The organism is Sphingobium sp. AP49 (assembly GCF_000281715.2).
Classification (GTDB): Bacteria; Pseudomonadota; Alphaproteobacteria; order Sphingomonadales; family Sphingomonadaceae; genus Sphingobium.
On record NZ_CP124576.1, the window covers coordinates 2,747,090 to 2,771,438 of the forward strand.

At 63.9% G+C, this 24,349-nt stretch carries 21 protein-coding genes, 1 tRNA gene and 1 pseudogene; 12 read left to right on the forward strand and 11 right to left on the reverse strand.

Annotated features, from left to right (window positions below; all coding sequences use genetic code 11):
- Positions 1 to 18 precede the first annotated feature (18 nt).
- Positions 19 to 1,104 (reverse strand): anhydro-N-acetylmuramic acid kinase, encoded by a 1,086-nt coding sequence (locus PMI04_RS13100; RefSeq protein WP_283184781.1) that lies wholly within the window; start codon positions 1,102 to 1,104, stop codon positions 19 to 21.
- Between the two features lie 55 nt (positions 1,105 to 1,159).
- On the opposite strand from PMI04_RS13100, the gene tyrS reads away from it, so the two are divergent.
- Both tyrS and PMI04_RS13110 read left to right on the forward strand, forming a co-directional pair.
- Entirely contained in the window at positions 1,160 to 2,377 is a 1,218-nt protein-coding gene (gene tyrS, locus PMI04_RS13105; RefSeq protein ID WP_037486263.1) for a tyrosine--tRNA ligase, read from the forward strand.
- Positions 2,378 to 2,453: 76 nt separating this feature from the next.
- Positions 2,454 to 2,807, forward strand: a complete 354-nt coding sequence (locus PMI04_RS13110; protein ID WP_007709197.1) for a PilZ domain-containing protein — start codon at positions 2,454 to 2,456, stop codon at positions 2,805 to 2,807.
- Here PMI04_RS13110 and PMI04_RS13115 read toward each other — a convergent pair.
- The 3 genes from PMI04_RS13115 to recG all read right to left on the reverse strand — a co-directional run bounded on the left by PMI04_RS13115 (position 2,779) and on the right by recG (position 6,790).
- Positions 2,779 to 3,897, reverse strand: a complete 1,119-nt coding sequence (locus tag PMI04_RS13115) for a mechanosensitive ion channel family protein (protein WP_037486261.1) — start codon at positions 3,895 to 3,897, stop codon at positions 2,779 to 2,781. The genes PMI04_RS13110 and PMI04_RS13115 overlap by 29 nt on opposite strands.
- 63 nt (positions 3,898 to 3,960) lie before the next feature.
- On the reverse strand, positions 3,961 to 4,674 hold the full coding sequence (locus PMI04_RS13120; protein WP_007709199.1) for a CPBP family intramembrane glutamic endopeptidase: 714 nt from the start codon (positions 4,672 to 4,674) through the stop codon (positions 3,961 to 3,963).
- A gap of 52 nt (positions 4,675 to 4,726) precedes the next feature.
- The gene (recG, locus tag PMI04_RS13125) at positions 4,727 to 6,790 is read right to left on the reverse strand and encodes an ATP-dependent DNA helicase RecG (RefSeq protein WP_007709201.1); all 2,064 of its coding nucleotides are present in this window, start codon (positions 6,788 to 6,790) and stop codon (positions 4,727 to 4,729) included.
- A gap of 86 nt (positions 6,791 to 6,876) precedes the next feature.
- On the opposite strand from recG, the gene PMI04_RS13130 reads away from it, so the two are divergent.
- The 5 genes from PMI04_RS13130 to PMI04_RS13150 all read left to right on the forward strand — a co-directional run bounded on the left by PMI04_RS13130 (position 6,877) and on the right by PMI04_RS13150 (position 12,480).
- Positions 6,877 to 7,143: a succinate dehydrogenase assembly factor 2 gene (locus PMI04_RS13130; protein ID WP_004207494.1), complete on the forward strand. Its 267-nt coding sequence runs from the start codon at positions 6,877 to 6,879 to the stop codon at positions 7,141 to 7,143.
- A gap of 104 nt (positions 7,144 to 7,247) precedes the next feature.
- Positions 7,248 to 10,724, forward strand: coding sequence for a transcription-repair coupling factor (gene mfd / locus PMI04_RS13135; RefSeq protein ID WP_283184782.1), 3,477 nt, complete (start codon positions 7,248 to 7,250; stop codon positions 10,722 to 10,724).
- Positions 10,725 to 11,151: 427 nt separating this feature from the next.
- Positions 11,152 to 12,063: a beta-1,6-N-acetylglucosaminyltransferase gene (locus PMI04_RS13140; RefSeq protein WP_007712118.1), complete on the forward strand. Its 912-nt coding sequence runs from the start codon at positions 11,152 to 11,154 to the stop codon at positions 12,061 to 12,063.
- Between the two features lie 36 nt (positions 12,064 to 12,099).
- Positions 12,100 to 12,228 carry a hypothetical protein gene (locus PMI04_RS13145; RefSeq protein ID WP_007712116.1) on the forward strand — a complete coding sequence of 43 codons (129 nt, stop codon included), beginning with the start codon at positions 12,100 to 12,102 and terminating at the stop codon, positions 12,226 to 12,228.
- A gap of 105 nt (positions 12,229 to 12,333) precedes the next feature.
- The gene (locus PMI04_RS13150; protein ID WP_238535950.1) at positions 12,334 to 12,480 is read left to right on the forward strand and encodes a hypothetical protein; all 147 of its coding nucleotides are present in this window, start codon (positions 12,334 to 12,336) and stop codon (positions 12,478 to 12,480) included.
- A 54-nt stretch (positions 12,481 to 12,534) separates the two neighbouring features.
- Here PMI04_RS13150 and PMI04_RS13155 read toward each other — a convergent pair whose 3' ends face one another.
- Entirely contained in the window at positions 12,535 to 12,864 is a 330-nt protein-coding gene (locus tag PMI04_RS13155) for a DUF2322 family protein (protein ID WP_007712112.1), read from the reverse strand.
- Positions 12,865 to 13,376: 512 nt separating this feature from the next.
- On the opposite strand from PMI04_RS13155, the gene PMI04_RS13160 reads away from it, so the two are divergent.
- Positions 13,377 to 13,784 carry a hypothetical protein gene (locus tag PMI04_RS13160; protein WP_007712110.1) on the forward strand — a complete coding sequence of 136 codons (408 nt, stop codon included), beginning with the start codon at positions 13,377 to 13,379 and terminating at the stop codon, positions 13,782 to 13,784.
- A 28-nt stretch (positions 13,785 to 13,812) separates the two neighbouring features.
- Positions 13,813 to 14,523: a TorF family putative porin gene (locus tag PMI04_RS13165; protein WP_007712108.1), complete on the forward strand. Its 711-nt coding sequence runs from the start codon at positions 13,813 to 13,815 to the stop codon at positions 14,521 to 14,523.
- Here PMI04_RS13165 and PMI04_RS13170 read toward each other — a convergent pair.
- Entirely contained in the window at positions 14,512 to 16,527 is a 2,016-nt protein-coding gene (locus PMI04_RS13170) for an EAL domain-containing protein (RefSeq protein ID WP_007712106.1), read from the reverse strand. The two genes, PMI04_RS13165 and PMI04_RS13170, sit on opposite strands and share 12 nt — an antisense overlap.
- Before the next feature lie 122 nt (positions 16,528 to 16,649).
- On the opposite strand from PMI04_RS13170, the gene moaA reads away from it, so the two are divergent.
- The 3 genes from moaA to PMI04_RS13185 all read left to right on the forward strand — a co-directional run bounded on the left by moaA (position 16,650) and on the right by PMI04_RS13185 (position 18,587).
- Positions 16,650 to 17,663 (forward strand): GTP 3',8-cyclase MoaA, encoded by a 1,014-nt coding sequence (gene moaA / locus PMI04_RS13175; RefSeq protein WP_007712104.1) that lies wholly within the window; start codon positions 16,650 to 16,652, stop codon positions 17,661 to 17,663.
- A complete protein-coding gene (locus PMI04_RS13180) occupies positions 17,660 to 18,436 on the forward strand; it encodes an NAD kinase (protein WP_007712102.1) in 777 nt (258 codons plus the stop codon). The genes moaA and PMI04_RS13180 overlap by 4 nt, the downstream gene beginning before the upstream one ends.
- Before the next feature lie 76 nt (positions 18,437 to 18,512).
- Positions 18,513 to 18,587, forward strand: a tRNA-Asn gene (locus PMI04_RS13185).
- A gap of 324 nt (positions 18,588 to 18,911) precedes the next feature.
- Here PMI04_RS13185 and PMI04_RS13190 read toward each other — a convergent pair.
- The 5 genes and pseudogenes from PMI04_RS13190 to PMI04_RS13210 all read right to left on the reverse strand — a co-directional run.
- Positions 18,912 to 19,070, reverse strand: a pseudogene (locus PMI04_RS13190) (integrase); the annotation flags it as partial.
- A 642-nt stretch (positions 19,071 to 19,712) separates the two neighbouring features.
- The gene (locus tag PMI04_RS13195; protein WP_007712100.1) at positions 19,713 to 21,221 is read right to left on the reverse strand and encodes a CRTAC1 family protein; all 1,509 of its coding nucleotides are present in this window, start codon (positions 21,219 to 21,221) and stop codon (positions 19,713 to 19,715) included.
- Positions 21,222 to 21,240: 19 nt separating this feature from the next.
- Positions 21,241 to 22,542, reverse strand: a complete 1,302-nt coding sequence (locus PMI04_RS13200) for an MFS transporter (protein ID WP_007712098.1) — start codon at positions 22,540 to 22,542, stop codon at positions 21,241 to 21,243.
- Between the two features lie 32 nt (positions 22,543 to 22,574).
- Complete coding sequence (locus tag PMI04_RS13205) at positions 22,575 to 23,576, reverse strand: FecR domain-containing protein (RefSeq protein WP_007712096.1); 1,002 nt, start codon at positions 23,574 to 23,576, stop codon at positions 22,575 to 22,577.
- Positions 23,536 to 24,135 carry an RNA polymerase sigma factor gene (locus tag PMI04_RS13210; protein ID WP_007712087.1) on the reverse strand — a complete coding sequence of 200 codons (600 nt, stop codon included), beginning with the start codon at positions 24,133 to 24,135 and terminating at the stop codon, positions 23,536 to 23,538. The genes PMI04_RS13205 and PMI04_RS13210 overlap by 41 nt, the downstream gene beginning before the upstream one ends.
- Between the last annotated feature and the right edge of the window lie 214 nt (positions 24,136 to 24,349).

Genomic DNA, 24,349 nt, shown 5'->3' on the forward strand with positions numbered 1-24,349 from the left:
TCGCCCCATCCCCCTCTCTCAGGGCTGGAACAGCACGCCGCCGGTCATCGGTTCAGGCGCGCCGGTGGTGCCGGGAAAGCTGATCGGCAGGCCGTTGAGGTGCCGCACCGCCATATAGGCAAAGCCCTGCGCCTCCAGCGCGTCACCGTCCCAGCCCAGTTCGTCGACCGATCGGATGTCGGCGCCGGTGCGCGCCGCCAGCATCGCCATCAGCGTCGCATTATGGCGGCCGCCGCCCGCCGCATAGATGCGCGCCGGCCGTTCGGGCAGATGGTCTACGCCCCGCGCCACCGCCTGCGCGGAAAAGGCGGTCAGCGTCGCCGCCCCGTCCGCCAGCGACAGTCCCTCGACCGGCGCGATGGTGAAGGCTTCACGGTCGATGCTCTTGGGCGGCGGCGCGGCGAACCAGGGATCGGCCATCATCGCCGCCAGCCGCGCCTCGTCCACCTCGCCCTGCGCGGCGGTCGCGCCACCCGCATCATAGGCCGCATCGCCATGCGCCTGCATCCAGTTGTCGATCAGGCCGCTCGCCATGCCGGTATCGAAGGCGACGATATCGCCGTCCGATCCGATCGCGGTGATATTCGCCACCCCGCCCAGGTTGAGAATGCCAACCGGCTTTTCCAACCCGGCCGCCAGTGCGCGATGATAGACCGGCATCAGCGGCGCGCCCTGCCCGCCGGCGCGCACGTCGGCGCTGCGCAGGTCGGCAACCACGGGAATGCCGAACGCGCCGGCCAGCACCGCGCCATCGCCAATCTGCCAGGTCCAGCGCCGCTCGGGCCGGTGGGCAACGGTATGGCCATGAAAGCCGATCACACCGATATCCTCGGCCACATGGCCGCTGCGCCCCAGCATGTCGGCGATCGCATCGATATGGAAATTGGTGAGGTCCATCTCCACCGCGCGGATCAGCGGATCCTCGCCCGGCGCGTCCATCGTCATCGCCCGCGCGCAGGCGGCGGCCAGCCGCTCGCGAAAATCATCGGTATAGGGCTGGGCGTGAAAGGCCACCGCCTCGGCCTGCCCTTCACCGTCGGTCTCGATCAGCGCCGCGTCGATCCCGTCGCGCGATGTGCCGGACATCAGGCCGATTGCCAACATGATCGAAAACTCCGCCTCTTTTACAGTGGCGGTCTCAATGCTACAGGCGCGCGCCATGAGCAACTATCAGTCCGATCTCCTCCGCCTGCTCGACACGCGCGGCTACATCCACCAGTTGACCGATGCGGAAGGGCTCGACGCCCTCGCCGCCAGGCAGGTGGTGCCGGGCTATATCGGCTTTGATCCGACCGCGCCGTCGCTCCATGTCGGCAGCCTGGTCCAGATCATGATGCTGCGCCGCATGCAGCAGGCCGGCCACAAGCCGATCGTCCTGATGGGGGGCGGCACCGGCAAGATCGGCGACCCCAGCTTCAAGGACGAGGCGCGCAAGCTGATGACCGGCGACGTCATCGCCACCAACGTCGCCAGCATCAAGCGGGTGTTCGAAAAATTCCTGACCTTTGGCGACGGCCCGACCGACGCGGTGATGGTCGACAATGCCGACTGGCTGGACAAGCTCGAATATATCCCCTTCCTGCGCGACATCGGCCAGCATTTCTCGGTCAATCGGATGCTCAGCTTCGACAGCGTCAAGATGCGGCTGGACCGCGAACAGTCGCTCAGCTTCCTCGAATTCAACTATATGATCCTCCAGGCCTATGATTTCCTGGAACTGTCGCGCCGCGCCGAATGCCGGCTGCAGATGGGCGGATCGGACCAGTGGGGCAATATCGTCAACGGCATCGAATTGTCGCGCCGGGTCGATGGCACCCAGGTCTTCGGCCTGACCAGCCCGCTCATCACCACCGCCGACGGCGGCAAGATGGGCAAGACCATGAACGGCGCGGTGTGGCTCAATGCCGACGCGCTGCCCGCCTATGATTATTGGCAATTCTGGCGCAACACCCAGGATGCCGATGTCGGCCGCTTCCTGCGCCTGTTCACCGATCTGCCGCTCGACGAGATTGCCCGGCTGGAGCGACTGGAAGGCGCGGAAATCAACGACGCCAAGAAGATCCTGGCGGATGCAGCAACGGCTATGGCCCATGGCACCGAAGCGGCCACCGCCGCCGCGGAAACCGCCCGCAAGACCTTTGAGGAAGGGGCATCGGACGCCAACCTGCCGACCGTCGCAGTCGGCGCCGATGGACTGACCGTAGTCCAGGCGACTACCGGCCTTGGCTTTGCGACCTCCAACAAGGAAGTCCGCCGCAAGCTCGCCGAGGGCGCGATCAAGGTGAATGGCGAAGTCGTCACCGACCCTGCCGTCACGCTCAAGCCCGGTGACAAGCTGAGCTTCGGCGCCAAGAAACACGGCCTCGTAACCGCCTGAATGTAAACAGGGTTTCAGCCAAGTTAACGCTAACGGGTAGGAAAGCCTCCACTCCCCGGGCGCTAGGCTGAAACCCATGTCCTCGGTTTTTGCCAATCTCGGCCATGTCATGCGGTCGCGCGATCCTTCGATCGACCAGCGCCGCGTGTCGCGCGACCTGGTTGACATGGTCAGCCATATCACCGTCCATGGCCGCACCCATGGCGTGCGGATCATCAACATCTCCGCGCTGGGACTGATGTGCCGGGCAGAGGAAGCGTTGACGGCAGTCGGCCCCGCCCATGTCTGGCTGCCGCTGCTCAAGGATCGGCCAGCCGACATACGCTGGATCGAGGATGGCCGCATCGGCCTGGAATTTATCGATCCGATCCCGGCCGCCAGCTATGATGCGATGATGGCGCTCATTCCCCCGCGCCGGACCGCTTGGTAGGCTCCAGCCGGGCAAAGCCATCGCCCGCTTCCACGCGCTGGCGCCCGCGCACCAGCGCCTCGGGCATGTCCGTCCGCAGGAAGGTCAGCATCGCCTCGCGCACCTCGCAACGCAGGTCGAAGGCGATCCCCGCATTGCGCGCCGATAACAGCCCGCGCAGTTCCAGCGCATCGGCGCGATGGTCGGTCACCTGCAAGATCGCCACCCGCCCGTCCCAACGCCCGTTCGCCTTCACCGCCTCGACGAAGCGCGCCCGGATGCGCTCGATATCGGCGGTCGGATCGACATAGAGGAAGACGGTGCCCAGCAGGTCCGAGGTCTTCGTCGTCCAGTTCTGAAACGGCTTTTCGAGGAAATAGGAGACCGGCACCACCATGCGCCGGTCGTCCCAGATGCGCACGATGACATAGGTCAGCCTGATCTCCTCGATCCGCCCCCATTCCCCTTCGATGATGACGACATCGTCCAGCCGGATCGGCTCGGAAAAGGCCATCTGGACGCCCGCGATCAGATTCTTGAGCGCCGGTTGCGCGGCGGCACCGACCGCCAGCGCCGCAAGGCCTGCGGACGCCATCAGCGACACGCCGATCGTGCGCACGCCGGGTATCGCGATCAGCATCATCGCGATCACGAAGAAGCCGACGATGCACTGGCAGATGCGATAGAGGATGCCGACCCTGGTTCGCTGCCGCCGCGCCTTCAGATTATCCTCGACGCTGATGTCGGCACGCGCTTCCAGCATCGCCTTGCCCGCCCGCATCGCACGGAAGATCAGCCAGCCCAACAGCAGCGCAAAGGCCATCCGCGCGCCGATCGACCAGATATCCTCGATCCGCGGCCCCATCTCGATCGACTTGAGCCCCGCCCCCAGCGCGAGCAACACCACCAGCCAGCGCGTCGGCTGGAAGATGGCCGGCAACAACAAAGGCTCGATCCGCGCGCGCTTCACCAGCCGCAGCGCGATCCAGTAGAGCGCCCAATGGACGACGAAGGCGACGACCACCGACAGCGCGATCGAAAGCGCGGCCATCGGCGTGATATGGGTCAGGCTGATGTCGGTCATGCCAGGGGCAACGCGACCGCCCCGCATTTTGTTTCGCAGGTGCAGCAGAGATTGTCGCTACACCCGACAGGATCAACGCCTCCCCGGTCGCTACTTCCACCGCATGAATATGGCGGTAAAGGTCAGCGTATCGATGACACCGTGCAACAGAATCAGGGGCCACAGATTGCGCCTGAACAGCAGGAACATCGCCCCGAACGCCAGGCCGATCCCGCCAGTCATGATCGCGCCCCGCCACCCCTGATAATAGAAATGGCCGTAGCCAAAGATCAGCGCGGAAAGGATGACGGCCAGCGTTGCGCCAGCCCGGCCGGCCGGAAGGATCTGTTGCAGCCGGATGATGAGATAGCCGCGAAAGAACATCTCCTCACCAAAGGCCGCCGCACTCCACACGATGCCGATCCACAGCAGATAATGAGGCAAGCTCCCCGCCACCGCGCCCCAGCGATCGGCCACGCCCGCAGATTCCTTCGCCAGGAACGCCAATCCAATCGCCGGCCCGACGATCGTTACCAGTGCAACGACGATGGCGAAGGCCAGCAGCGTCAGCCCCGCCTTGGGCAAAACCATCAGCTTGGCCTTCCATCCGGGCAGCGGGATCAGCCCCATCGCCGACCAGCGCAGTCCGCGACCACGCATATACAGCGTCAACAAGGCCAGCGTCAGCAGCAGCGACACGGGGCCAGCATAGCGCCAGAAGATCAGGCTCAACCCATATTTGGCCAGCAGCGCGAAGCCGACAAAGGCAGCGATCTCGACCGCAATGCCGCGTCGGCTCAGTTTTTGGATCGGCTCTGGCGTCATCGCCACGGGGTGTCCTATGCGAGCAACACTGTCAAGGGAGCGGCCGCGCCGCTCACCCGCCGCGCAGCAATCCCACCGCAGCATCCTTCTCGAACAGATAGAGGCAGGTCCGCGCCGCCTGTCCCCGTTCGCTGTCCAGCCCGCCGTCGCGGTCAATCAGCAGATGGGCGTCGTCGCGCGCGCTATCCACCAGCGCCGACACATGTTCGGGCGTCGCGATCTTCAGTTCCGCCTCGCCCGACTGGCGCGTGCCCAGCACCTCGCCCGCGCCGCGCAGCTTCAGATCCTCCTCGGCGATGCGGAAGCCGTCATTGGTCTCGCGCATCAGCGCCAGCCGCGCCCGCGACGTCTCGCCCAGCGCATTGCCGCGCAGCAGCAGGCAGACCGACGGCTTGTCGCCGCGCCCGACCCGGCCGCGCAACTGGTGCAACTGGGCGAGGCCAAAGCGGTCCGCCCCCTCGATCACGATCAGGCTGGAATTGGGCACGTCGACGCCGACCTCGATCACCGTGGTCGCCACCAATATCTGGGTGCGGTTGGCGGCAAAGGCCTCCATCGCCGCATCCTTGTCCGGCCCCTTCATCTTGCCATGGACCAGCCCCACCCGGTCGCCGAAGCGCTGGCGCAGCGTCTCGGCCCGCATCTCGGCCGCCGCCTGGTCGCTGGTCTCGCTCTCCTCGACCAGCGGGCATACCCAATAGGCCTGCCCGCCCCCTTCGACATGGCGGGCCAGCCCCTCGACCACCTCGTCCAGCCGGTTGGCGGACATCACCAAAGTCTGGATCGGCTGGCGGCCCGGCGGCATCTCGTCCAGCCGCGACACGTCCATCTCGCCATAATAGGTCAGGGTCAGCGTGCGCGGGATCGGCGTCGCCGTCATCACCAGCAGATGCGGCGATCGCTCGGCCTTGCTCGCCAGCATCATCCGCTGCGCCACGCCGAACCGATGCTGCTCGTCGATCACCGCCAGGCCCAGCGCCTTATACTGCACCTTCTCCTGAAAGATCGCGTGCGTGCCGACCAATATATGGATGCTGCCATCGGCCAGCCCCATCAGCGTCGCCTCGCGTACCTTGCCCTTCTCGCGCCCGGTCAGGATCGCAATCTCGATCGGCAGACCCGACGCCATCTTGCGCAGCGTCTCATAATGTTGTCGCGCCAATATTTCGGTCGGCGCCAGCATCGCCCCCTGCATCCCGGCCTCGACCGCGTTCAGCAACGCCATCAGCGCCACCAGCGTCTTGCCCGATCCGACATCGCCCTGCAGCAGGCGCAGCATCGGCGTCGCCTGCGCCATGTCGCCCTCGATCTCCCCGATCGCACGACGCTGGGCACCGGTCGGGGCGAAAGGCAGCTTCAGCATCGCGCGCAGTCGCCCGTCGCCGCTGATCGGCACGCCGCGCCGCCGCCGCGACGATTGCCGCACCAGCATCAGCGCCAGTTGCCCGGCGAAAATCTCGTCATAGGCCAGCCGCTCGCGCGCCTGGGCGTCGGTCGGGTCGGCATGGAAACGCTCCAGCGCCGCGCGCCAGGCCGGCCAGCCCTTGCTCGCCAGCAGGCTCGGCTCGATCCATTCGGGCAGTTCGGGCGCGCGGGCCAGCGCCTGCCCCACCAGGTCGCGCATCCGGTTGTTGGTCAGCCCTTCCGACAGGCCATAGACGCTCTCGCGCGCTGGCACCGTGTCCGCCTCCTCGGGCGGCAGCACATAGTCGGGATGGACCATCTGCAGATTGTCGCCATAGGCTTCCAGCTTGCCCGACACGAATTTCGGTTCGTTGAGTGGCAGCAACTTGCGCGGCCAGGCGCTGTTGCGGCCGAAATAGACGAGGGAGACGGCGTTGCCATGGGCGTCCACCGCCTGCACCCGGAACGGCGCGCGCGCATTGCCGCTGGCGCGATAATCGACCGGGGTCAGCATGATGCCGATCACCTTGCCGGCGTCCGCCATGTCCAGTTCGTCGATCAGCTTCCGGTCGACATAATTGACCGGTAGATGGAAGGCGACATCGACCGCCCGCGCCAGCCCCAGCCGTTCGAGCGGACGGGCCAGCGCCGGGCCAATGCCCTTGAGCGCGGAGATTTCGGCAAAGAGCGGATTGAGAATATCGGGTCGCATGGCTATCTGGGCTTCTCTAACGCAGCCGGGACGGTCATTCAAATATCCGATCGGCTGTTTCGGCACGTCCGTTAAAGGAACAAATTGTGAACGACAACCCGCTGATGCGTCGCCTGAAATTCCGCGCCTGGCACCGGGGCACGCGCGAGGCGGACTATACGGTCGGCGGCTTTTTCGAACGCTACCATGCGACCTGGAACGAAGAGCAGATCGCCTGGTTCGAGCGCTTCATGGACGAACAGGATGCCGACATCATCGGCTGGGCGCTCGGCACCATCCCCGTGCCGGACGAATGGAAAGGACCGATGATGGACCAGTTTCTGAAGCTCGATTTCGTCAAGATCGAGAACTGATCACGGAGTCATTCCCGCGAAGGCGGGGATCCATCTCCGGCGCAAGCACCAAAATGCAAGGTAAGGGAAATGGATTCCCGCCTTCGCGGGAATGACGAAATAAAATGACCGATCTCCAGAAAATCCTGAAGGCGAAGGCGCCGCTCACCTTGTCCGGCGTGCCGGCCGGCTTCCAGCCCTGGCTGCTGGCCGACATCGCCCGCGCGGCCCATGGTTCGGATGCGACCCGCGCCGTCTTCGTCGCCTCCGACGAGCAATTGATGCGCGCGGTCGCCGACACCGCCCATTATTTCGCGCCAGAGATCGAGATCATCGAAATTCCCGCCTGGGACTGCCTGCCCTATGACCGGGCCAGCCCCTCGCTGCGTACCGCCTCCGCGCGCCTCGCCGGCCTCCATGCGCTCCAGGCAAAACCAAAAGGGCCGCAACTGGTCCTCACCACCCTCAACGCGCTCACCCAGCGCACCCTCACCCCGTTCCGCGTCCGCCAGCTGGTCGCGCGCCTCGCGCCCAAGGAGCGGATCGCGATCACGCGCCTCGCCGACATGCTGCAATCCAACGGCTATGTCCGTACCGACACGGTCCATGATCGCGGCGAGTTCGCCATTCGCGGCGGCATCGTCGATCTGTTCCCCGGCGGCGAGGAGCAGCCGCTGCGGCTCGACTTCTTCGGCGACGAGATCGAGACGGTGCGCCGCTTCGACCCGACCGACCAGCGCACCACCGGCAGCATCGACGGCTTCACCCTGCTCCCCGCGTCCGAAGCGCTGCTGGACGAAGACACGATCAAGCGCTTCCGCGGCCGCTATCGCGAAACCTTCGGCGCGACCGCGACCGGCGACCCGCTCTATCAGGCGGTGAGCGAAGGCCGGCGCCTCGCCGGCATGGAACATTGGCTGCCTTTGTTCGAGGAAAAGCTGGTTCCGCTGACCGATCATCTGGGCGATGACGCGATCATCGTCCGCGACCATGGCGTGGTCGGCGCAGCCGACGCCCGGTTCGAGGCGATCCGCGACTATCATGCCAACCGCATCGCCGCGAAATCCGCCGATCCCGGCGCCTATCGCCCGCTCGCGCCGCACGCCCTCTATCTCGACGCCGCCGAGTGGGATGCCGCCGCCGCCAGCTGGCCGATGCACGCCACCACCCCCTTCCACGAGCCCGAGAGCGCCACCGTGCTCGACTGCGCGGTCGACGGCCCGCGCGACTTCGCGCCCGAACGCGCGCAGAACGCCAATGTCTATGAGGCGGTCGGCAAGCATATCGACGCCCTGCGCCGCACGAAGAAGAAGGTGGTGATCGCCAGCTATTCGGCCGGCGCGCGCGAGCGCCTGTCGGGCCTGCTCGCCGATCATGGCGTCGCCCGCCTCGCCGCCGCCGACAGCTGGCAGGAAGCGCTGGGCACCGCGGCGGGCGGCAGCGCCGTCCTCACCGTGCTCGGCCTCGACCATGGCTTCACCGCGCCCGACGTCGCCGTCCTCACCGAACAGGATATGCTGGGCGACCGGCTCGTCCGCCGCGCCAAGCGCAAGAAGAGCGCCGACGCCTTCCTCGCCGAACTCGCCACCCTCTCTCCCGGCGACCTCGTCGTCCATATGGACCATGGCATCGGCCGCTATGAGGGGCTGACCCAGATCCCGGTCAGCAAGACCGCGCATGACTGCGTCGCCCTCTCCTATTCCGGCGGCGACAAGCTCTATGTGCCGGTCGAAAATCTCGAAGTCCTCTCCCGCTACGGCTCCGACAGCGAGGGCGTGAGCCTCGACAAGCTGGGCGGCGAGGCCTGGCAGCGGCGCAAGGCGCGGATGAAGGAGCGGATCCGCGAGATTGCGGGCGAACTGCTCAAGACCGCTGCCGAACGCGCCCTGCGCCCGGCCGAGATCGCCGAGCCGGACGCCGCCGGCTATCCCGCCTTCGTCGACCGCTTTCCCTATCAGGAAACCGACGATCAGGACCGCGCGATCGGCGATGTCATCGAAGACCTCGGCGCCGGCCGCCCGATGGATCGCCTCGTCTGCGGCGATGTCGGATTCGGCAAGACGGAGGTCGCGCTGCGCGCCGCCTTCGTCGCCGCCATGGCCGGGATGCAGGTGGTGGTGATCTGCCCCACTACCCTGCTCGCGCGCCAGCATCACATGAATTTCGTCGAGCGCTTCCGCGGCTTCCCGCTGGAAATCGCCCGCCTCTCCCGCCTCGTCCCCGACAAGGAGGCGAAGGCGACCAAGGCGGGCCTCGCCGACGGCACGATCGACATTGTCGTCGGCACCCACGCCCTGCTCGCCAAGGGGCTGGAGTTCAAGCGCCTCGGCCTCGTCATCGTCGACGAGGAACAGCGGTTCGGCGTCACCCACAAGGAACGCCTCAAGTCCCTGAAGACCGACGTCCACGTCCTCACCCTCACCGCCACCCCGATCCCGCGCACGCTCCAGATGGCGATGTCGGGCCTGCGCGAACTCTCGGTCATCCAGACCCCGCCGGTCGATCGCCTGGCGGTGCGCACCTACATCATGCCCTGGGACGGCGTGGTCATCCGCGAGGCGCTGCTGCGCGAACATTATCGCGGCGGCCAGAGCTTCTTCGTCGTGCCGCGCATCGCCGACCTGACCGAGGTCGAGGAATTCCTGCGCACCGAGGTGCCCGAGGTGAAGCCGATCGTCGCCCATGGCCAGATGAGCGCCACCGATGTCGAGGAGCGCATGTCCGCCTTCTACGACAAGCGCTATGATGTGCTGCTTTCCACCACCATCGTCGAATCCGGCCTCGACATCCCCAGCGCCAACACCCTCATCATCCACCGCGCCGACCGCTTCGGCCTTGCCCAGCTCTACCAGCTGCGCGGCCGCGTCGGCCGGTCGAAGACGCGCGCCTATGCGTATTTCACCACGCCCGCCAACCGCATCATCACCGAAACGGCGGAAAAGCGGCTGAAAGTGCTGTCCGATCTCGATACGCTGGGCGCCGGCTTCCAGCTCGCCAGCCACGATCTGGACATTCGCGGCGCCGGCAATCTCGTCGGCGACGAGCAGTCGGGCCATATCAAGGAAGTCGGCTTCGAACTTTACCAGTCGATGCTGGAGGACGCGATCATGGACGCCAAGGCCGGCGGCGCCGGTCTCGAGCCACGCCGCGACAGCTTCTCGCCCCAGATCAGCGTCGACGCGCCGATCATGATCCCGGAAGAATTCGTGCCGGACCTGGACCTGCGCATGGGTCTCTATCGCCGCATCAACGAGCTGGAGGACCGTCAGGGCCTGGAGGCCTTCGCCGCCGAACTGATCGACCGCTTCGGCAAGCTGCCCGCGCCGACCCAGAACCTGCTCAAGATCATCGAGATCAAGCAGAATTGCCTCAAGGCCAACATCGCCAAGATCGATGTCGGGCCAAAGGGCGCGCTGGTCAGCTTCTTCGAGGATCGCTTCCCCAATCCGGCCGGTCTGGTCGCCTATGTCCAGCGCCTGGACGGCGTCGCCCGCCTGCGCCCGGACAGCAAGGTGGTCGTCACCCGCGCCTGGCCCGACCCCGCCGCCCGCCTCAACGGCGCGCTGCAATTGTCGAAGGGGCTGGCCAAGGCAGCGGGGTAAGCGCAGCCCCATGCTACCTGTGGCCTGCCATGCGGGAAGTGGCGTGGCACGCCGCAACGAATGAACAGGGGCAGCGTGCAAGGTTGCCGTCCATGCTGATCGATTGCGGATTGGCGTGGTGCAATGATGGGCTGCGACACCCTAAGCCGGTTACCAATTGCGCAACGAAAAAACCCGCCCGCTTTGCACCAGTGCACACAGCTTTTCTGTGCAAAATAAACTAAGGTGCAGCGGGGCACCTTGTAATTGCGACACTCAATTCCCAAATAGCGATAGCGCCCGTGTTTCCATTTTATCGGAATTCCGTCCAGCGCTGTCTCTTCACGATCAGAAATTCATTTGATTGGCTTTCCTGAGACAGGAAATGCTCGTCGCCGTGCGCGGAATTTGACAGCCGAGCATCGGCGAAGCCGATGAGGCCTGCCTGATGATCGCATATTTTCTGCTCGTCCACCGTTACCCCGCGCAGTTCAAACGCCTGTTCAGTGCGATTTATCTTCCCGGTAATCAATATGTTGTCCATGTAGACAAAAGTTCTGGCGCGGCACTGGCGGAGGAAATTGCGGCCTTCCTGGAACCCTATCAGGGCGTGGAACTGCTCGAGCCGGAAAATGCGCTATGGGGCGGCTACAGCTTGGTCGATGCCGAACTGCGCGGCATGGCCTGCCTGCTCGCCATGGACAGTCGCTGGTCCCATTACATCAACCTGTCCGGCCAGGACTTCCCCCTCAAGAGCCAGAATTACATCCGTCAATTCTTTGCCGCCAACCCTGGTCGACAGTTCATCCGCGCGCTCGACCAGCGCAAGGAACGGCCCGACACCCTGAACCGGATCAGCCACATGTTCATGGAAGAGGATGGCGCGATGAGGGAAACGGGCGTGGAGCGCCCCTATCTGAGCGGCGACACGCCGTTCATCGGCACCCAATGGAAAGCCGTCACCCGCAGTTTCTGCGAATTTGTCTGCCACGACCCGCAGGCCGACCGGTTCAAGGCATTTTATCGCAACAGCTTCATCGCCGATGAGGGCTTTTTCCAGACCGTCATGATGAACAGTCGCGATCAGGGCATGGTCATGAATGACGATCTGCGGATGATCGATTGGGTACCCGACGGCGCCATAAAGCTGCGCCCGCGCAATTATGATGGAACCGATCTGGAACAGCTAAAATCCAGCAAGGATCTTTTCGCGCGCAAGTTCGATGCTCAGGAAGATCCAGACATATTGTCGCTGCTGGAACGGCATCTGCAGACCCCGGCAGCAAATATCTATCAGGTTGCGGACACTGCCCCGAAAATATCGTTTCGTTTCACCATGCCCGAAACCGTGACGGCCTGAACAACCTACCGACGGATTTTCTGAAAGGACATTATCATGGCTAAAGCACAAAAGAGATCAAATCGGGAAGTTCGCAAGCCCAAGGCCGAAAAGCCCAAGGGCAACGCCTCGAAGCCGTCGCTCAAGACCGGCATTGTGGCCGGACTTGAAAACATGAAGCGGTAGGGAGCAAGGCACATGCAAATTTCAGCCGCTCATTGCAGGGAGCAGGAAGCGCTGCATCGCGCCAGGGCACTCAACGACCCTCTGGAAAATCGCCGGAAGATCGCGATGGCTGCCGCCAAGGCTTGGGAAGTCGAAGCGACCCTGGCTGAAAGGCGCGCGTCGAAATCCCGGGCGCTCGACAAGCTGGATGCCGCAATCACCCTGGAATTTGAACGTGAGACAAGATTGGAATGGACAGATCGGGCGGAATGAGGCGCCCGGCTGATTTCAGGAGATAGACGCCCGCACAAAGCGGGCGCGCGCCTCTCAGCCCGTAACCACCCCGATCGCCAGCGCATCCCCACCCTCAACGATCGCGATCAGCCGGTCGACATTGGGGTGCGCGCCGGGGCGATTGCGGGCATCGGCTGTATGTTCGGCAAATACCGCCAGCCCATGCTCGGCCGCCACCGCGTCCAGCGTGCCGAAGGTCTGCTGCAAATAGGCATAGACAGCCAGCGAGCCCTGCTTGCCCGGCTGGTTCTCGATGCTGGCGACCACCGCGCCGGTCGCATCCGTCAGGTCGATGCGGGCAATGCCGTCGATCGGCGGCAGCAGCTGGAGATTGTCCTTGAACGTCGCACCTGGTTGAATCATCGCTGGCCTTCCCGCCTCGAAAGAGAATGAGCGCGCGCCTAGCAGCTTCCCCCTGTCCGGGCCAGGTCGTCGGCTTCCGCCATCCCTTTCCTATTTGGATTTTCTCTGATCTATCCTGTCGGATGGAACAATGCGCGCGCGCCCACTGTCTTCGCCCGGCCCAGGCTCGCCCGGCCATTCCACCCCCGATCGCCCGGCACGCGCCACCAGATCATGGCCCGCAACCGTCGCATTCCTGTCGCTTCACTGTCGCTTCAAAGTCGCCTCGCAGGCGCGCCACCGACTCTTCACTGTCGCTTCGGCGTCGCCTGACCGTCGCGTACCCCGGCCAAAACGCCCGAAATCGCCCTGCATCGACACTGTGAACTTTCAACTGTCGCGTCGGCGCGCCCGCCGATCCGACCGCCAAGTCGCCATTCATCATCAACCGGAAAAGAAGCAGCAACAGTCGAAACCTACATGCGATTGTGACGACCGGGCAACAAAGCGCGGCGTCATAGCAGGAGAATATGATGAGTTTGATCCTTATGGCGCTTGCCGCCGCCGCGACCCACAATGTGTCGGTCGAGCATCATGGCAGCCAGGTCGGCGCCACCTACACCGCCCGTACCGAGATCCAGACCCGCACCATCGGCGCCAAGACGCCCAACCGGATGGACAATCAGCGCTGCCTGTGGACCGCCACGATCGTCGTAGACCGCAAGCTGGACCATGGCCCGGCGCTGGCCCGTACCGTGTCGAGCGACAAGCAGTTTTCGGGCAGCGAACCGGGCGCCTGCGCCGCCAGCCGCCAGACCGGCGCGCGCAACATCGCCCGCTATCAGGACAAGATCGCGGCGCATCTGGTTGATGTGGCCCAGGCCGATCGCGCGCCGTTGCTGGCCGAACTGGATCAGGTGCGCGCCCTTGCCTCGAACTGATCGACGTCCAACTGATCGCGCCAGGACGATGGCATGGCTGGGCGGGCTTGGCCTCGCCCTCCATGCCTTTCCGGCCGCTGCCCAATATGCGAGCGGCCCCAGCGCCACGATCGAGGTCGCCAGTGACGAACGCCGCCGCGGCCTTAGCTGGTCCGATGGCGACCCGGTGCTGCGCGGCACCTTGTCCGTGCCAGTGACGGACGGGTTCTCGCTCGATGGCGCGGCGACCAGCCTCTGGGGCAGCGCCCGTCATGGCGGCGCCGATGCCGTAATCGACCTTGGTCCCTCCTATGTCCACCAACTCGGCGGCTGGCGCCTGTCGCTCGACGCGCGCTACCATCTTTTCCCCGGCGCCGATCATCAGGGCTATGGCGAGGTTGGCGCGGGCGCCGGCTTCCTGATCGGCCCGGCCAGCATCGACCTTGGCGCCCAATATGCCCCGCGCCAGTCGGCGATCGGCGGCGACAATCTCTATCTTTCCTCGGCCGCGTCCTTCGCCATTCCCGGCACGCCGCTCACCGCCTCGGCCCGGATCGGCCATAGTTCGGGGTCGGACCGCGACCCGATCGTCGCGCAACGGCTGCGGCCGGGTGGCGATTATTGGGATTATGGCGCGGCGATCGCCTGGTATCGTGGCCGCTGGTCGGCGGAGCTGCGTTACAGCGACACCGACATTGCCGGGCGTGACGCGGCCCATGCGGGCGCCGCGCTGATCGGCCGGGTCGGACTAAGCCTGTAGCACCAGGGCGATGAGTTCGGGCGTGGAGACGCCCGCCGAACGCAGGAAACCCTGATAATAGTCACACCCTTCCCGGGCGAGCAGGTCGAGTTGCTCCTCGGTCTCCACCCCCTCGGCGATGACGCGCAGGCCCAGCGACTTGGCCATATGGATGACCCCCCGCACGATGATCCGGTCGCGCGCGGATCCGGCAATATCCTGGGCCAGGCTGCTGTCGATCTTGAGATAGTCTAGCGGCAGGCCCTTCAAATAGGCCAGGCTCGAATAGCCGGTACCGAAATCGTCGATCGCGACCGCCAGCCCTTCGGCCCGCAGCGCCGTCAGCAAGGCGGCAGCAGCATCGACATCCTGGATCAGCCCGCTTTCGGTGATCTCCACCGTCAACCGCGACCGGGGAAAGCCGCTGCGATCGACCAGGCCGAGAAAATCGGCCATGAAGCCCGGCTGGGCGATGTCGGCGGCGGTGACGTTGATCGACAGGCGCAGATTGGACAGCGCGCTCGGCCAGGCCGCCGCCTGACGCAGCGCCTCAGCCTGGATATGGGCCGAGAGCGGCAGCATGTAATCGGATCGTTCGGCCGTTCCGAACAGGATCGCCGCCCCCAGCGGTCCATGTTGTGGATGGTTCCAGCGCGCCAGCGCCTCGACCCCGCTGATATGATGGTCATCGACCGGATATTGCGGCTGGAACACGATGCCGATCTCGCCCCGGTGCAAGGCCAGCCGCAGGTCGGTTTCCAACTGGTCGGCATCGATCTGGCGACTGCGCTTCTCGGCGGAAAAAATGCGGATGCCCTCGCCTCCGCCTTGGCGTGCATCGGCCAGCGCCGCGCCCGCCCGGCGCAGCAATTGGGTCGCATCATCGTCGGCCCGCGCCTGGGCGATGCCACAGCGGGCGATCAGCCGGATCAGATGATCGCCCGCCGTGAACGGTCGGCCGATCGCGCCGATCAATTGCCGCGCGAGATAGGTCGCCGGTTCAGCCGCTGCCGCATCGCCCGTCAAACCGACCAGGAATTCGGTACCCGCGATCCGCGCGACCATGGCATGACCCGCGACTTCGTCAACGATCTGCTCCATTCGCCGCGCGATCCGCCCCAGCAGCGCGTCTCCCACGACCTGCCCATAGGCCGCGTTCATCCGGTCGAAATTGCTGATCGAGAGCAGTACGACGGTGGTCGCCAGCCCCGATCGCCGGTCCAGCCAGTCAAGGGCGGCATGACGCGACCGCAGGCCCGTCAGGTTATCGCGGCTGGTGACATCCTGATCCTGTTCGTCGGACAGCCATTCGACGTCCGCGGCCACCGCCCCGTCATCGAAGCGCAGATGATGCACCAGGCGATTGCCCGGCCGATCAGGCACGGCGTGCGCGAAAGCAGCCGGCCGTCCCGTTTGCATCATGCTGTCCAGGGCTGCGAACACGGCCTTGCGTTCCGTTCGCTGCAATTGCCCGATCAATACGGACGGAGCGTGATGGCGTCCTTCCAGACCCAGATGCCGCGCCAGGCTCTCGCTCAAGCGCATGCCGGCACCATCGCGGTCCATTTCCCAATAGAGCGCGTCGCCCCGCCTGATGCGTTGCGCCCGCTGGCTCTGCATCGCTCCACCGCCCAGCCGCTCCACCAGCCGGTGCGCCGATGCCAGCGTCGCGCGCAATATCTCCGGATTGACGGGCGCCGTGATATAATGGGTGGCGCCTGCCTCGAACAGCTGGGGCAATATGGCCAGCGCCCCCGGTTCGACCAGCACGACCAGCGCACAGCCGCCCGCCTCGACCGCAGGCACGAGCGGGGCGATCAATCTGGCCGCACCGCCGCCGCCGCGCATGTCGACCAGCGCGATCTGCGCATCGCTGCGCAGGAAACGCTGCGGCGCATCCGCTGCGCGCCGGGCGCCGATCGCACGCCATCCCGCCTCCTGCGCTGCTCTGCACAGGGGGTCACGATCGCCGGGCGACAGGATGAAGATGCTACGCTGCCCGTCCGGGGCGGCCTGCCCGCTCACTCTTGTAACGCCTCCCTGACAACCCGCGCCGTGCTGTTGTAACAGCAACCGGTTACCGACCTCTTCAACATCCCGCAACTGGCGTGCTTGCACCGACCCTGCCCATCGCCTAGCTAAGCATCATGGCGATCGTCGATCCTGCCCCTGCCCCCATGACCGACGGCCTGGGCCGCCGGATCAATTATCTGCGGATTTCCGTTACGGATCGATGCGACCTGCGCTGCCGCTACTGCATGGCGGAACGCATGACCTTCCTGCCGCGCAGCCAGGTTCTGACGCTGGAGGAAATCGCGTTGCTGGCAGACCTGTTCATCGCGCGCGGGGTTCGCCGCATCCGCTTGACCGGGGGTGAACCTCTGGTACGGCGTGACATCCTCGATCTTGTCCGCAGAATCGGCCGCCATTTGGGTGGCGGTTTGGACGAACTGACCATGACCAGCAACGGGACGCGACTGGCTCAACATGCCGACGCTTTGTACGAGGCGGGCCTCCGGCGGATCAATGTCAGCCTGGACACGCTGGACACCGATCGCTTCACGCATGTGACCCGCGGCGGCGATATTCGTGCGGTGCTTGACGGATTGGCTGCAGCGCGACTGGCGGGCTTGGCGGTCAAGATCAACATGGTTGCGCTGAAAGGCATCAACGAGGACGAAATTCTGCCGATGCTGCATTGGTGTAACGCACAGGGGTTCGACCTGACTTTGATCGAGACAATGCCGCTGGGCGATACCGGTGAGGATCGCAGCGACCATTATCTTCCCCTGACCAAGGTCGCGGCCGCCATTGATACCCAGCATCGCCTAACGCCAGTCGACATGCGCACTGGTGGCCCCGCCCGCTATCATGCCGTCGATGGCATGCAAACGCGGCTCGGCCTTATTACGCCGATGACGCGCAATTTCTGCGCTGATTGCAACCGAATGCGCATGACCTGCGAGGGCAAGATTTTCATGTGCCTGGGCCATGAGGATCATATCGATTTCAAGACTGCGTTTCGTGACGGGGGCATTGCCGCCGTGGAGCCTCTGATCGACCGGTCCCTGCGGCTCAAGCCTGCCCGTCATGACTTTCGCATAGGGGCCGGCGCCTCGCCTGCAGCCGTGCAACGGCATATGAGCGTTACCGGCGGATGATCGACGAGCCTCGACGCGCGCTGGTCGCGTCCCCCACCCAGGCAGCCAAGGCAGCGGAGGAGCGCCTGCGCGCAGCCTATGACTTCGTGCCGATCGAACAGGCCGACACCGTCATCGCCCTCGGCGGTGACGGCTTCATGCTGCAGACATTGCACGCCATGCTCGAATCGCGCCGCATCCTGCCGATATTCGGCATGAACCTTGGCACGGTCGGTTTCCTGATGAACGAATGGCGGCTGGAACGGCTGGAGCAACGGCTCGAAAGTGCCAAGACCTTCAAGGTCAATCCGCTCCGCATGACGGTCGATACGATCGATGGCGAACGTTTCTCGATCCCGGCGATCAACGAAGTGTCGTTGCTGCGTGAAACCCGCCAGACCGCCAAGCTGGAAGTACAGGTCAATGATCGCCCCGTCCTGCCGGAACTGGTGTGCGACGGCGTGCTGGTGGCGACTCCCGCAGGATCCACGGCGTATAATCTGTCCGCCCACGGACCGATCCTCCCGCTCGGATCCGGCCTCGTCGCCCTGACCCCGATCAGCCCTTTCCGTCCGCGTCGCTGGCGTGGCGCCATTCTGCCGGAAAGCACGGCGATCCGTTTCACGGTACTCGATCCGGTAAAACGCCCGGTCAGCGCGGTGGCCGACCAGCGCGAAGTCCGCGACGTAGCCCAGGTCGAGGTGAAGATCGACCGCGCGACGCCGCTGACGCTGTTGTTCGACCCGGAACATACGCTGGACGATCGGATCGCGGCGGAGCAGTTCATCGCGTAATTTTCTGCAATTTGCCGCTTGCCATTTCAAGATGGTCGCTGCATATGCGCCGCCTGCCCGGCGAAATCCAGGCTGCTCCCCGATAGCTCAGCGGTAGAGCATTCGACTGTTAATCGAATGGCCGTAGGTTCGAATCCTACTCGGGGAGCCACAATTTTCCAGCTCTAAGATTCCGACTGTTTTTCAATCGCCTGGGCCATGAAGCGATCAGGTTGGCCGGATTTCGCACTAACATCGTCGCCGTAATCCTATGGGATTGCGGCTTTTTTTGTTCATATCCAATTTGGCGCCTCCGTCCCTCCCCGCGACGCCGGGATCGCAGGCATTGCGGCGTTCATCCACCGATCATTGAGTAATCATAACCGCCATATCCACGCCTTTCCGCCTCGTCGCAGGCCTGCATAAACAGGCGCTTTGCGAAGGTCTCAACTGCCTAGCCCGGGCATCAGTCCTCAATTCAAACTGAACCGGTCTGGGCTAGATCAGAGAGGGCACGGTCCCGGACCCGCCCATGCTGGTCGAGACAGAAACGGATCGCCCATATCTGACGAGGCTTCAGCGCCCGCTTCGCGCCGACCTTGCGCCCAGCGTTCCAAGACACCCGCTCGAGAGCAGCGGGATAAAACTCTGAAATCCCATGACACTTTTCCTATGGCCCTGACGGCCACAGGTAGAAGGCTTCAGACGACGTCGCCGCTTTGCGGTCGTCCAGCAGCCAAATTTTTCGGTCCCAACTGCGGACGGTTAAATTGCAATTTCCCAATCGGCAAAGCGTAGGCCTGTCCCTCTATTGCGTGAACGCCAGAATTGAGATCGACCCTTTTCCAGGCAAAAATCGGAACAATAGCCAGTGAAAACTGCGACACTTTACGCCAATTAATTGATTTTTATTCGTTAATGATTGAACGAGCGCTGACGTGTCGATTGCGATGTCGCAACGGAGAGGCGTTTTCACGACGGCTTCTCCGTTTCCATGTTGTGCTAAGGCCAGAAATTAGAAAATAATCCACCGAACCAAATCGTCGCAAATGGTCCGGGTCCGGTCGCTTCGGCCAATCGGTGATGGCATATCTGTGAATCTCCTATGCCGGAACCAGAGTTCGCAACGTTAAATGGCCGGCATATGGTGCGTAGCAGCCGCTGCCGCCCTCGCCCCAAATCGGTCATTCGGAAACGATTTTGAAATTACCGAATCCGGAACGTCCGCTTGCTGTGCTTGTCAGCTTGGGACAGGGGCGATGCAGGATTGGGCATCGCCCTTTATGGTCACTCGTACTTACTGTTCCTTGAATATGAGCGATTTACCCACAAAGCGCGCCGGCTTCACATTGGACAAAGTTTGGGCCTTGCGCCCCTTGGTGCTCATCCAGGTAACTTCGACCTTGACCGCGTCCATGGACTTCAGCCCGAAATGCAAGGGCGCTGCATTTTCCGAATTATAGCCGTCGCCAGTCGAAAGCTGTCGCGTGGCCAATATCTTGCCGGCCTTGTCATAGAGGCGCACTTCCGCCCCCATGCGGGTGAAACGCCCCTTCGCGTCGAGGAGTGTAACCGACAGGCTACGCCTGGCGGCCGCACGATCCAGATCATTGTGGAACAGGAAATGGCCGCCCTGGCTGGTATAGCCACGCATCACCGACAGGTCGAGCGCGCCGTCCCGGTCATAGTCGACCCATTGCACGCCATGGTCGCCGACATTGAGCTGCGACGTCTCGGTCAGAACCTGGCGGAACCCCTTGCCCCCTTCATTATGGAAGAGGCTGTCCTTGGGCTGCTGCTGGTCACGGGGACCATGATAGGAGGTGACGTAGAGGTCGAGATAACCGTCATTGTCATAATCGCCCCACACCGCACCGACGGCATGATTATCGATGCCCACGCCCATTTCCTTGGCGACGTTGGTGAAGGTCCCGTCACCATTATTATGGTAGAGCGCGTTCACGCCATAATTGGGCACGAATAGGTCGAGATTGCCGTCATTGTCATAGTCGCCGACAGCGCAACCGACCCCACCTTCTTCCTTGGAACGCCCCGGATTATCGAGGCCCAGTTCGGGCGCGACATCGGTGAAGCTGCCGTCGCCATTGTTGCGCCACAGCGCATCGGTCGCGCCTGACTGATTGGCCAGGAAGACGTCCAGAAAGCCGTCGCGATTATAGTCGAACCAGCAGGCGCCCACGGTCGGCCGGCTATCCGACACGCCGGTGCCGGCCGAGACCGGAACGAACTTGCCATTGTCGTTGCGATAGAGGCTGTTGGGGCCGATGCGATTGGCGGCATAGACGTCCAGGTCGCCATCATTGTCGTAATCGACCCAACTGGTCTGGCGTGCGGAGCGGTTGGGGATGGTCAGGCCCAGTTCGGGTGCGACATTGGTGAATATCTTGCCGCCTTCATTGCGGAAGACCAGGCTGAGTTCCCCCGGCATGGTCGCCCCGCCCAACAGGTCGATCCAGCCGTCGCCATCATAATCGCCCCAGGCGACGCCCCGCATTTCCGGGCCGGATGTGGGGAGACCCAATTGCGGCCCGACATTGACGAACTTTCCATCGTCATTGCGATAGAGGCGGATGTTGCCGCCCTTGAGCGAGACAACCAGGTCGAGGTCGCCATCATTGTCGAAGTCCGCCCAGCTGTTGGACAAGGATCCGGCAATGGCGAAATCGCCTGGCTGTATGGAGGTGAAGGGCGGCTCGGCAGGCGAGGCAGCGTCCTGCGCCATTGCCGGCTGGCACAGCAGCATCAGCGGCAGGATATGGCAAAGCGACCGGTTCGGCGATGGCATGGATATTCCCCTCTTTCTTTCAGATTTGGCTGGTTTTGCGCGTGTCGGGCATGCGCAGATAGACGATCAGCGACACCGCGATCATGGCGGTGACGTACCAGTAGAAGCCGCCTTCCATCCCGGCGTGCTTCATCCAGAGCGCGGCATATTCGGCGGTGCCGCCGAACAGGGTGTTGGCCAGCGCATAGGGAAGCGCGACGCCCAGCGCCCGGATATTGGCCGGGAACAGCTCCGCCTTCACGATCGCGTTGATGGAGGTGTAGCCGGTGACGATCACCAGGCCGCCCAGCACCAGCAGGAAGGCGCCGAAGGAGGAAGTGACACGCTCCAGCGCCGTGAAGATCGCCGTGGTGAACAGGACGCCGCTGACGCCGAAGCCGATCAGCAGCGGCTTGCGACCGATGCGGTCGGACAGCCAGCCGGCCATGGGCTGCAACAGCATGTAGATGAACAGCGCCGAGGCCATGATCGCGGTCGCGGTCTGGCGGCCGAAGCCGGCGCTGTTGACCAGGAATTTCTGCATGTAAGTGCTGTAGGCATAGAAGGCGAGCGTGCCGCCGGCGGTGAGCGCCATGACCAGCAGCACTTCACGCGGATGCTGCCGGATGAGGTTGAGGCCGCTGGAGCGGGGCCGTTCGTTGATGGCCGCACTTTCCTCGAAGGCTTCGGTTTCCTTGAGCCCGCGGCGCAGGCGATAGACGCCGACCGCCATTACCCCGCCGATCACGAACGGCACCCGCCAGCCCCAGCTTTCCAGCTGATGTTCGGTGAGGAACAGCTGGAGCAGCAGCAGGACACAGAGCGCCAGCAGCTGACCGGCGATCAGCGTCACATATTGGAAGCTGGAAAAGAAACCGCGCTGATCGCTCTGCGCCATTTCCGACAGGTAGGTCGCGCTGGCGCCATATTCGCCGCCGATCGACAGGCCCTGCATCAGGCGGGCGAGCAGCAACAAGGCCGGCGCGGCGACGCCGATGCTGGCATAGCTGGGGATGGCCGCGATCATCAGCGATCCGCCGGCCATCATCATGACCGAGAGGGTAAGGCCCGCCTTGCGCCCCTTGCGGTCGGCATAGATGCCCATCGCCCAGGCACCGATCGGCCGCATCAGGAAGCCGACGGCGAAAATCGCTGCCGCATTCAGCAACTGGGCGGTGCTGTCGTCCGATGGAAAGAAGACCGGCGCGAAATAGAGGGTGAAGGCGGAATAGACATACCAGTCATACCATTCGATCAGATTGCCGATCGATCCGCCAAGGATGGATTTCAGGCGATCCTGGCGGGAAAGACTGGCTGGGGAGAGAGACGCAACATGTTCCATCCCCGTTGATACGGACGGCCCCGCTCGTTCTGCTAACTGCCTTCGGCGGACACCAAAATTATCGAATTGTCGCTGCCCGGAACGGCGCGGATGCCAAAGCCGCTTTCGAGTGCGTCGACGAAATCCTGCGACCGGTCGAGGCGGAAGGCGCCGCCGACCCGCAGGCTGGCGATCGCCGGATCGCCGATCACCAGCGGCGTGGGACGATAGCGGTTGAACTCCTCGACCGCCTGGGCGAGCGTGTCCCCCTCGAACTCCACCATGCCTTCCTGCCAGGCGGTGCGCTGCTTGATCTTGGCCGGTTCCAGATGGGTGACGGCGATGCTGCCGCTGCGCACAGCCGCGCTGCGCCCGCTTTCGATCCGACGGACGGCAGAGTCGCCGTTGCGGACCGCCACGATCCCCTCGATCACGGTCAATTCGGTGACATCGGCGCGCAGGCGCACGTTGAACATCGTACCGACGGCGCGCACCAGCGTCCCGTCGGCGTTGACGATGAAGGGGCGTTTGGCGTCATGGGCGACATCAAACTGCGCCTCACCCTTCAACAGGGTGATCGACCGCATGTCGTCGCGCAAGGCGACCTCGACGGAGCTATTGGTGTTGAGATGAATGCGGGAGCCGTCAGCCAGTTGCACCGTGCGGGTCTCGCCCAAGGCTGTACGATAATGGTCAACCGTGCCCAGCAGGCGCAGGGCGACGGTGGAAGCCACCCCAATCGCCGCTGCTGCGGTCGCCAGGCCGAGGAGCAGACCACGACGACCGATCAGGGGCCGCCGGACATCCGCTATGGGCTCCTCCACGACCGTATCGTTGGGCAAGAAACTCGCAGGCGATGCGGGCCTGTCCTGCTGGCTGGCGGGCAGTTCATTCAGTCGCTCGGTCAGTTCCCAGCTGACCTCCGCCTTGGCAAAGGCGAAGCCATGGGCCGGGTCGATCGCCACCCAGGCATAGGCGGCGTTCCAGTCTTCGAGGGCATCACTCGCTCGCGCGTTAAGATACAGACGAGCCGCTTCGGCCTCGATCGCCTGCATGTCCTCCGCGCTTCTGTAGCGACCATCCAAATCCAGAACCCTCATACTGTCCGATGGCTTGCATTATCTTCACAGCCGCGCGCGTCAAATGTTTGTCCACAGTAAAGACGGACAGCTCCATCTCCTCTGCTATCTCCTTGACCGATTTCTCATGGACGCGGCGCAGGATGAAGGCCCGCCGGCATTGGGCAGGTAGCGTGTCGAGAATGGCCTGGAGATGGCGTAGTTCATCTCGTGCATGCAATGCCTCTTCGGTCGAATTGTCGGTCTGGAGCACGTCGAATTCGGCCACCAGCTCCAGCGACACGATCTTCTCGCGCCGGGCCTCATCGATCAGCAGGTTGCGCGCGATCTGGAACAGAAAGGCCTTGCCGCTCTGCACGCGGTGAATGTCACCGTTGGCATAGGCACGGGTCATGCATTCTGCGACGATGTCGTCGACATCCTGGCGGTGGGACACCACCCGGCGCAGGCGAGAGCGCAAGGCGCCTTCATGCGGCAGGATGGCCTGCTTGAACCAGTCCAGCCTTGCCCTGATCGAGTCCACGTCGACAGCCACGCTCGTCCCCCTGTACTTATCATTCTCCTCTCCGGCGCGCCCGATCCGGCGCTGCGTCGAGGCAGTGCCAGACCGATAACGAAGGCCCTCTCGTCACAAAAATGAGATATTTTTAAGCGTCGTTAGCAGAAACGCGATCGGCCTCCGTATCCACCACCGACGGGCAAATAATTTCGCAGCCCAATCATTTCACGGGGGATATGATGTCGCGTAA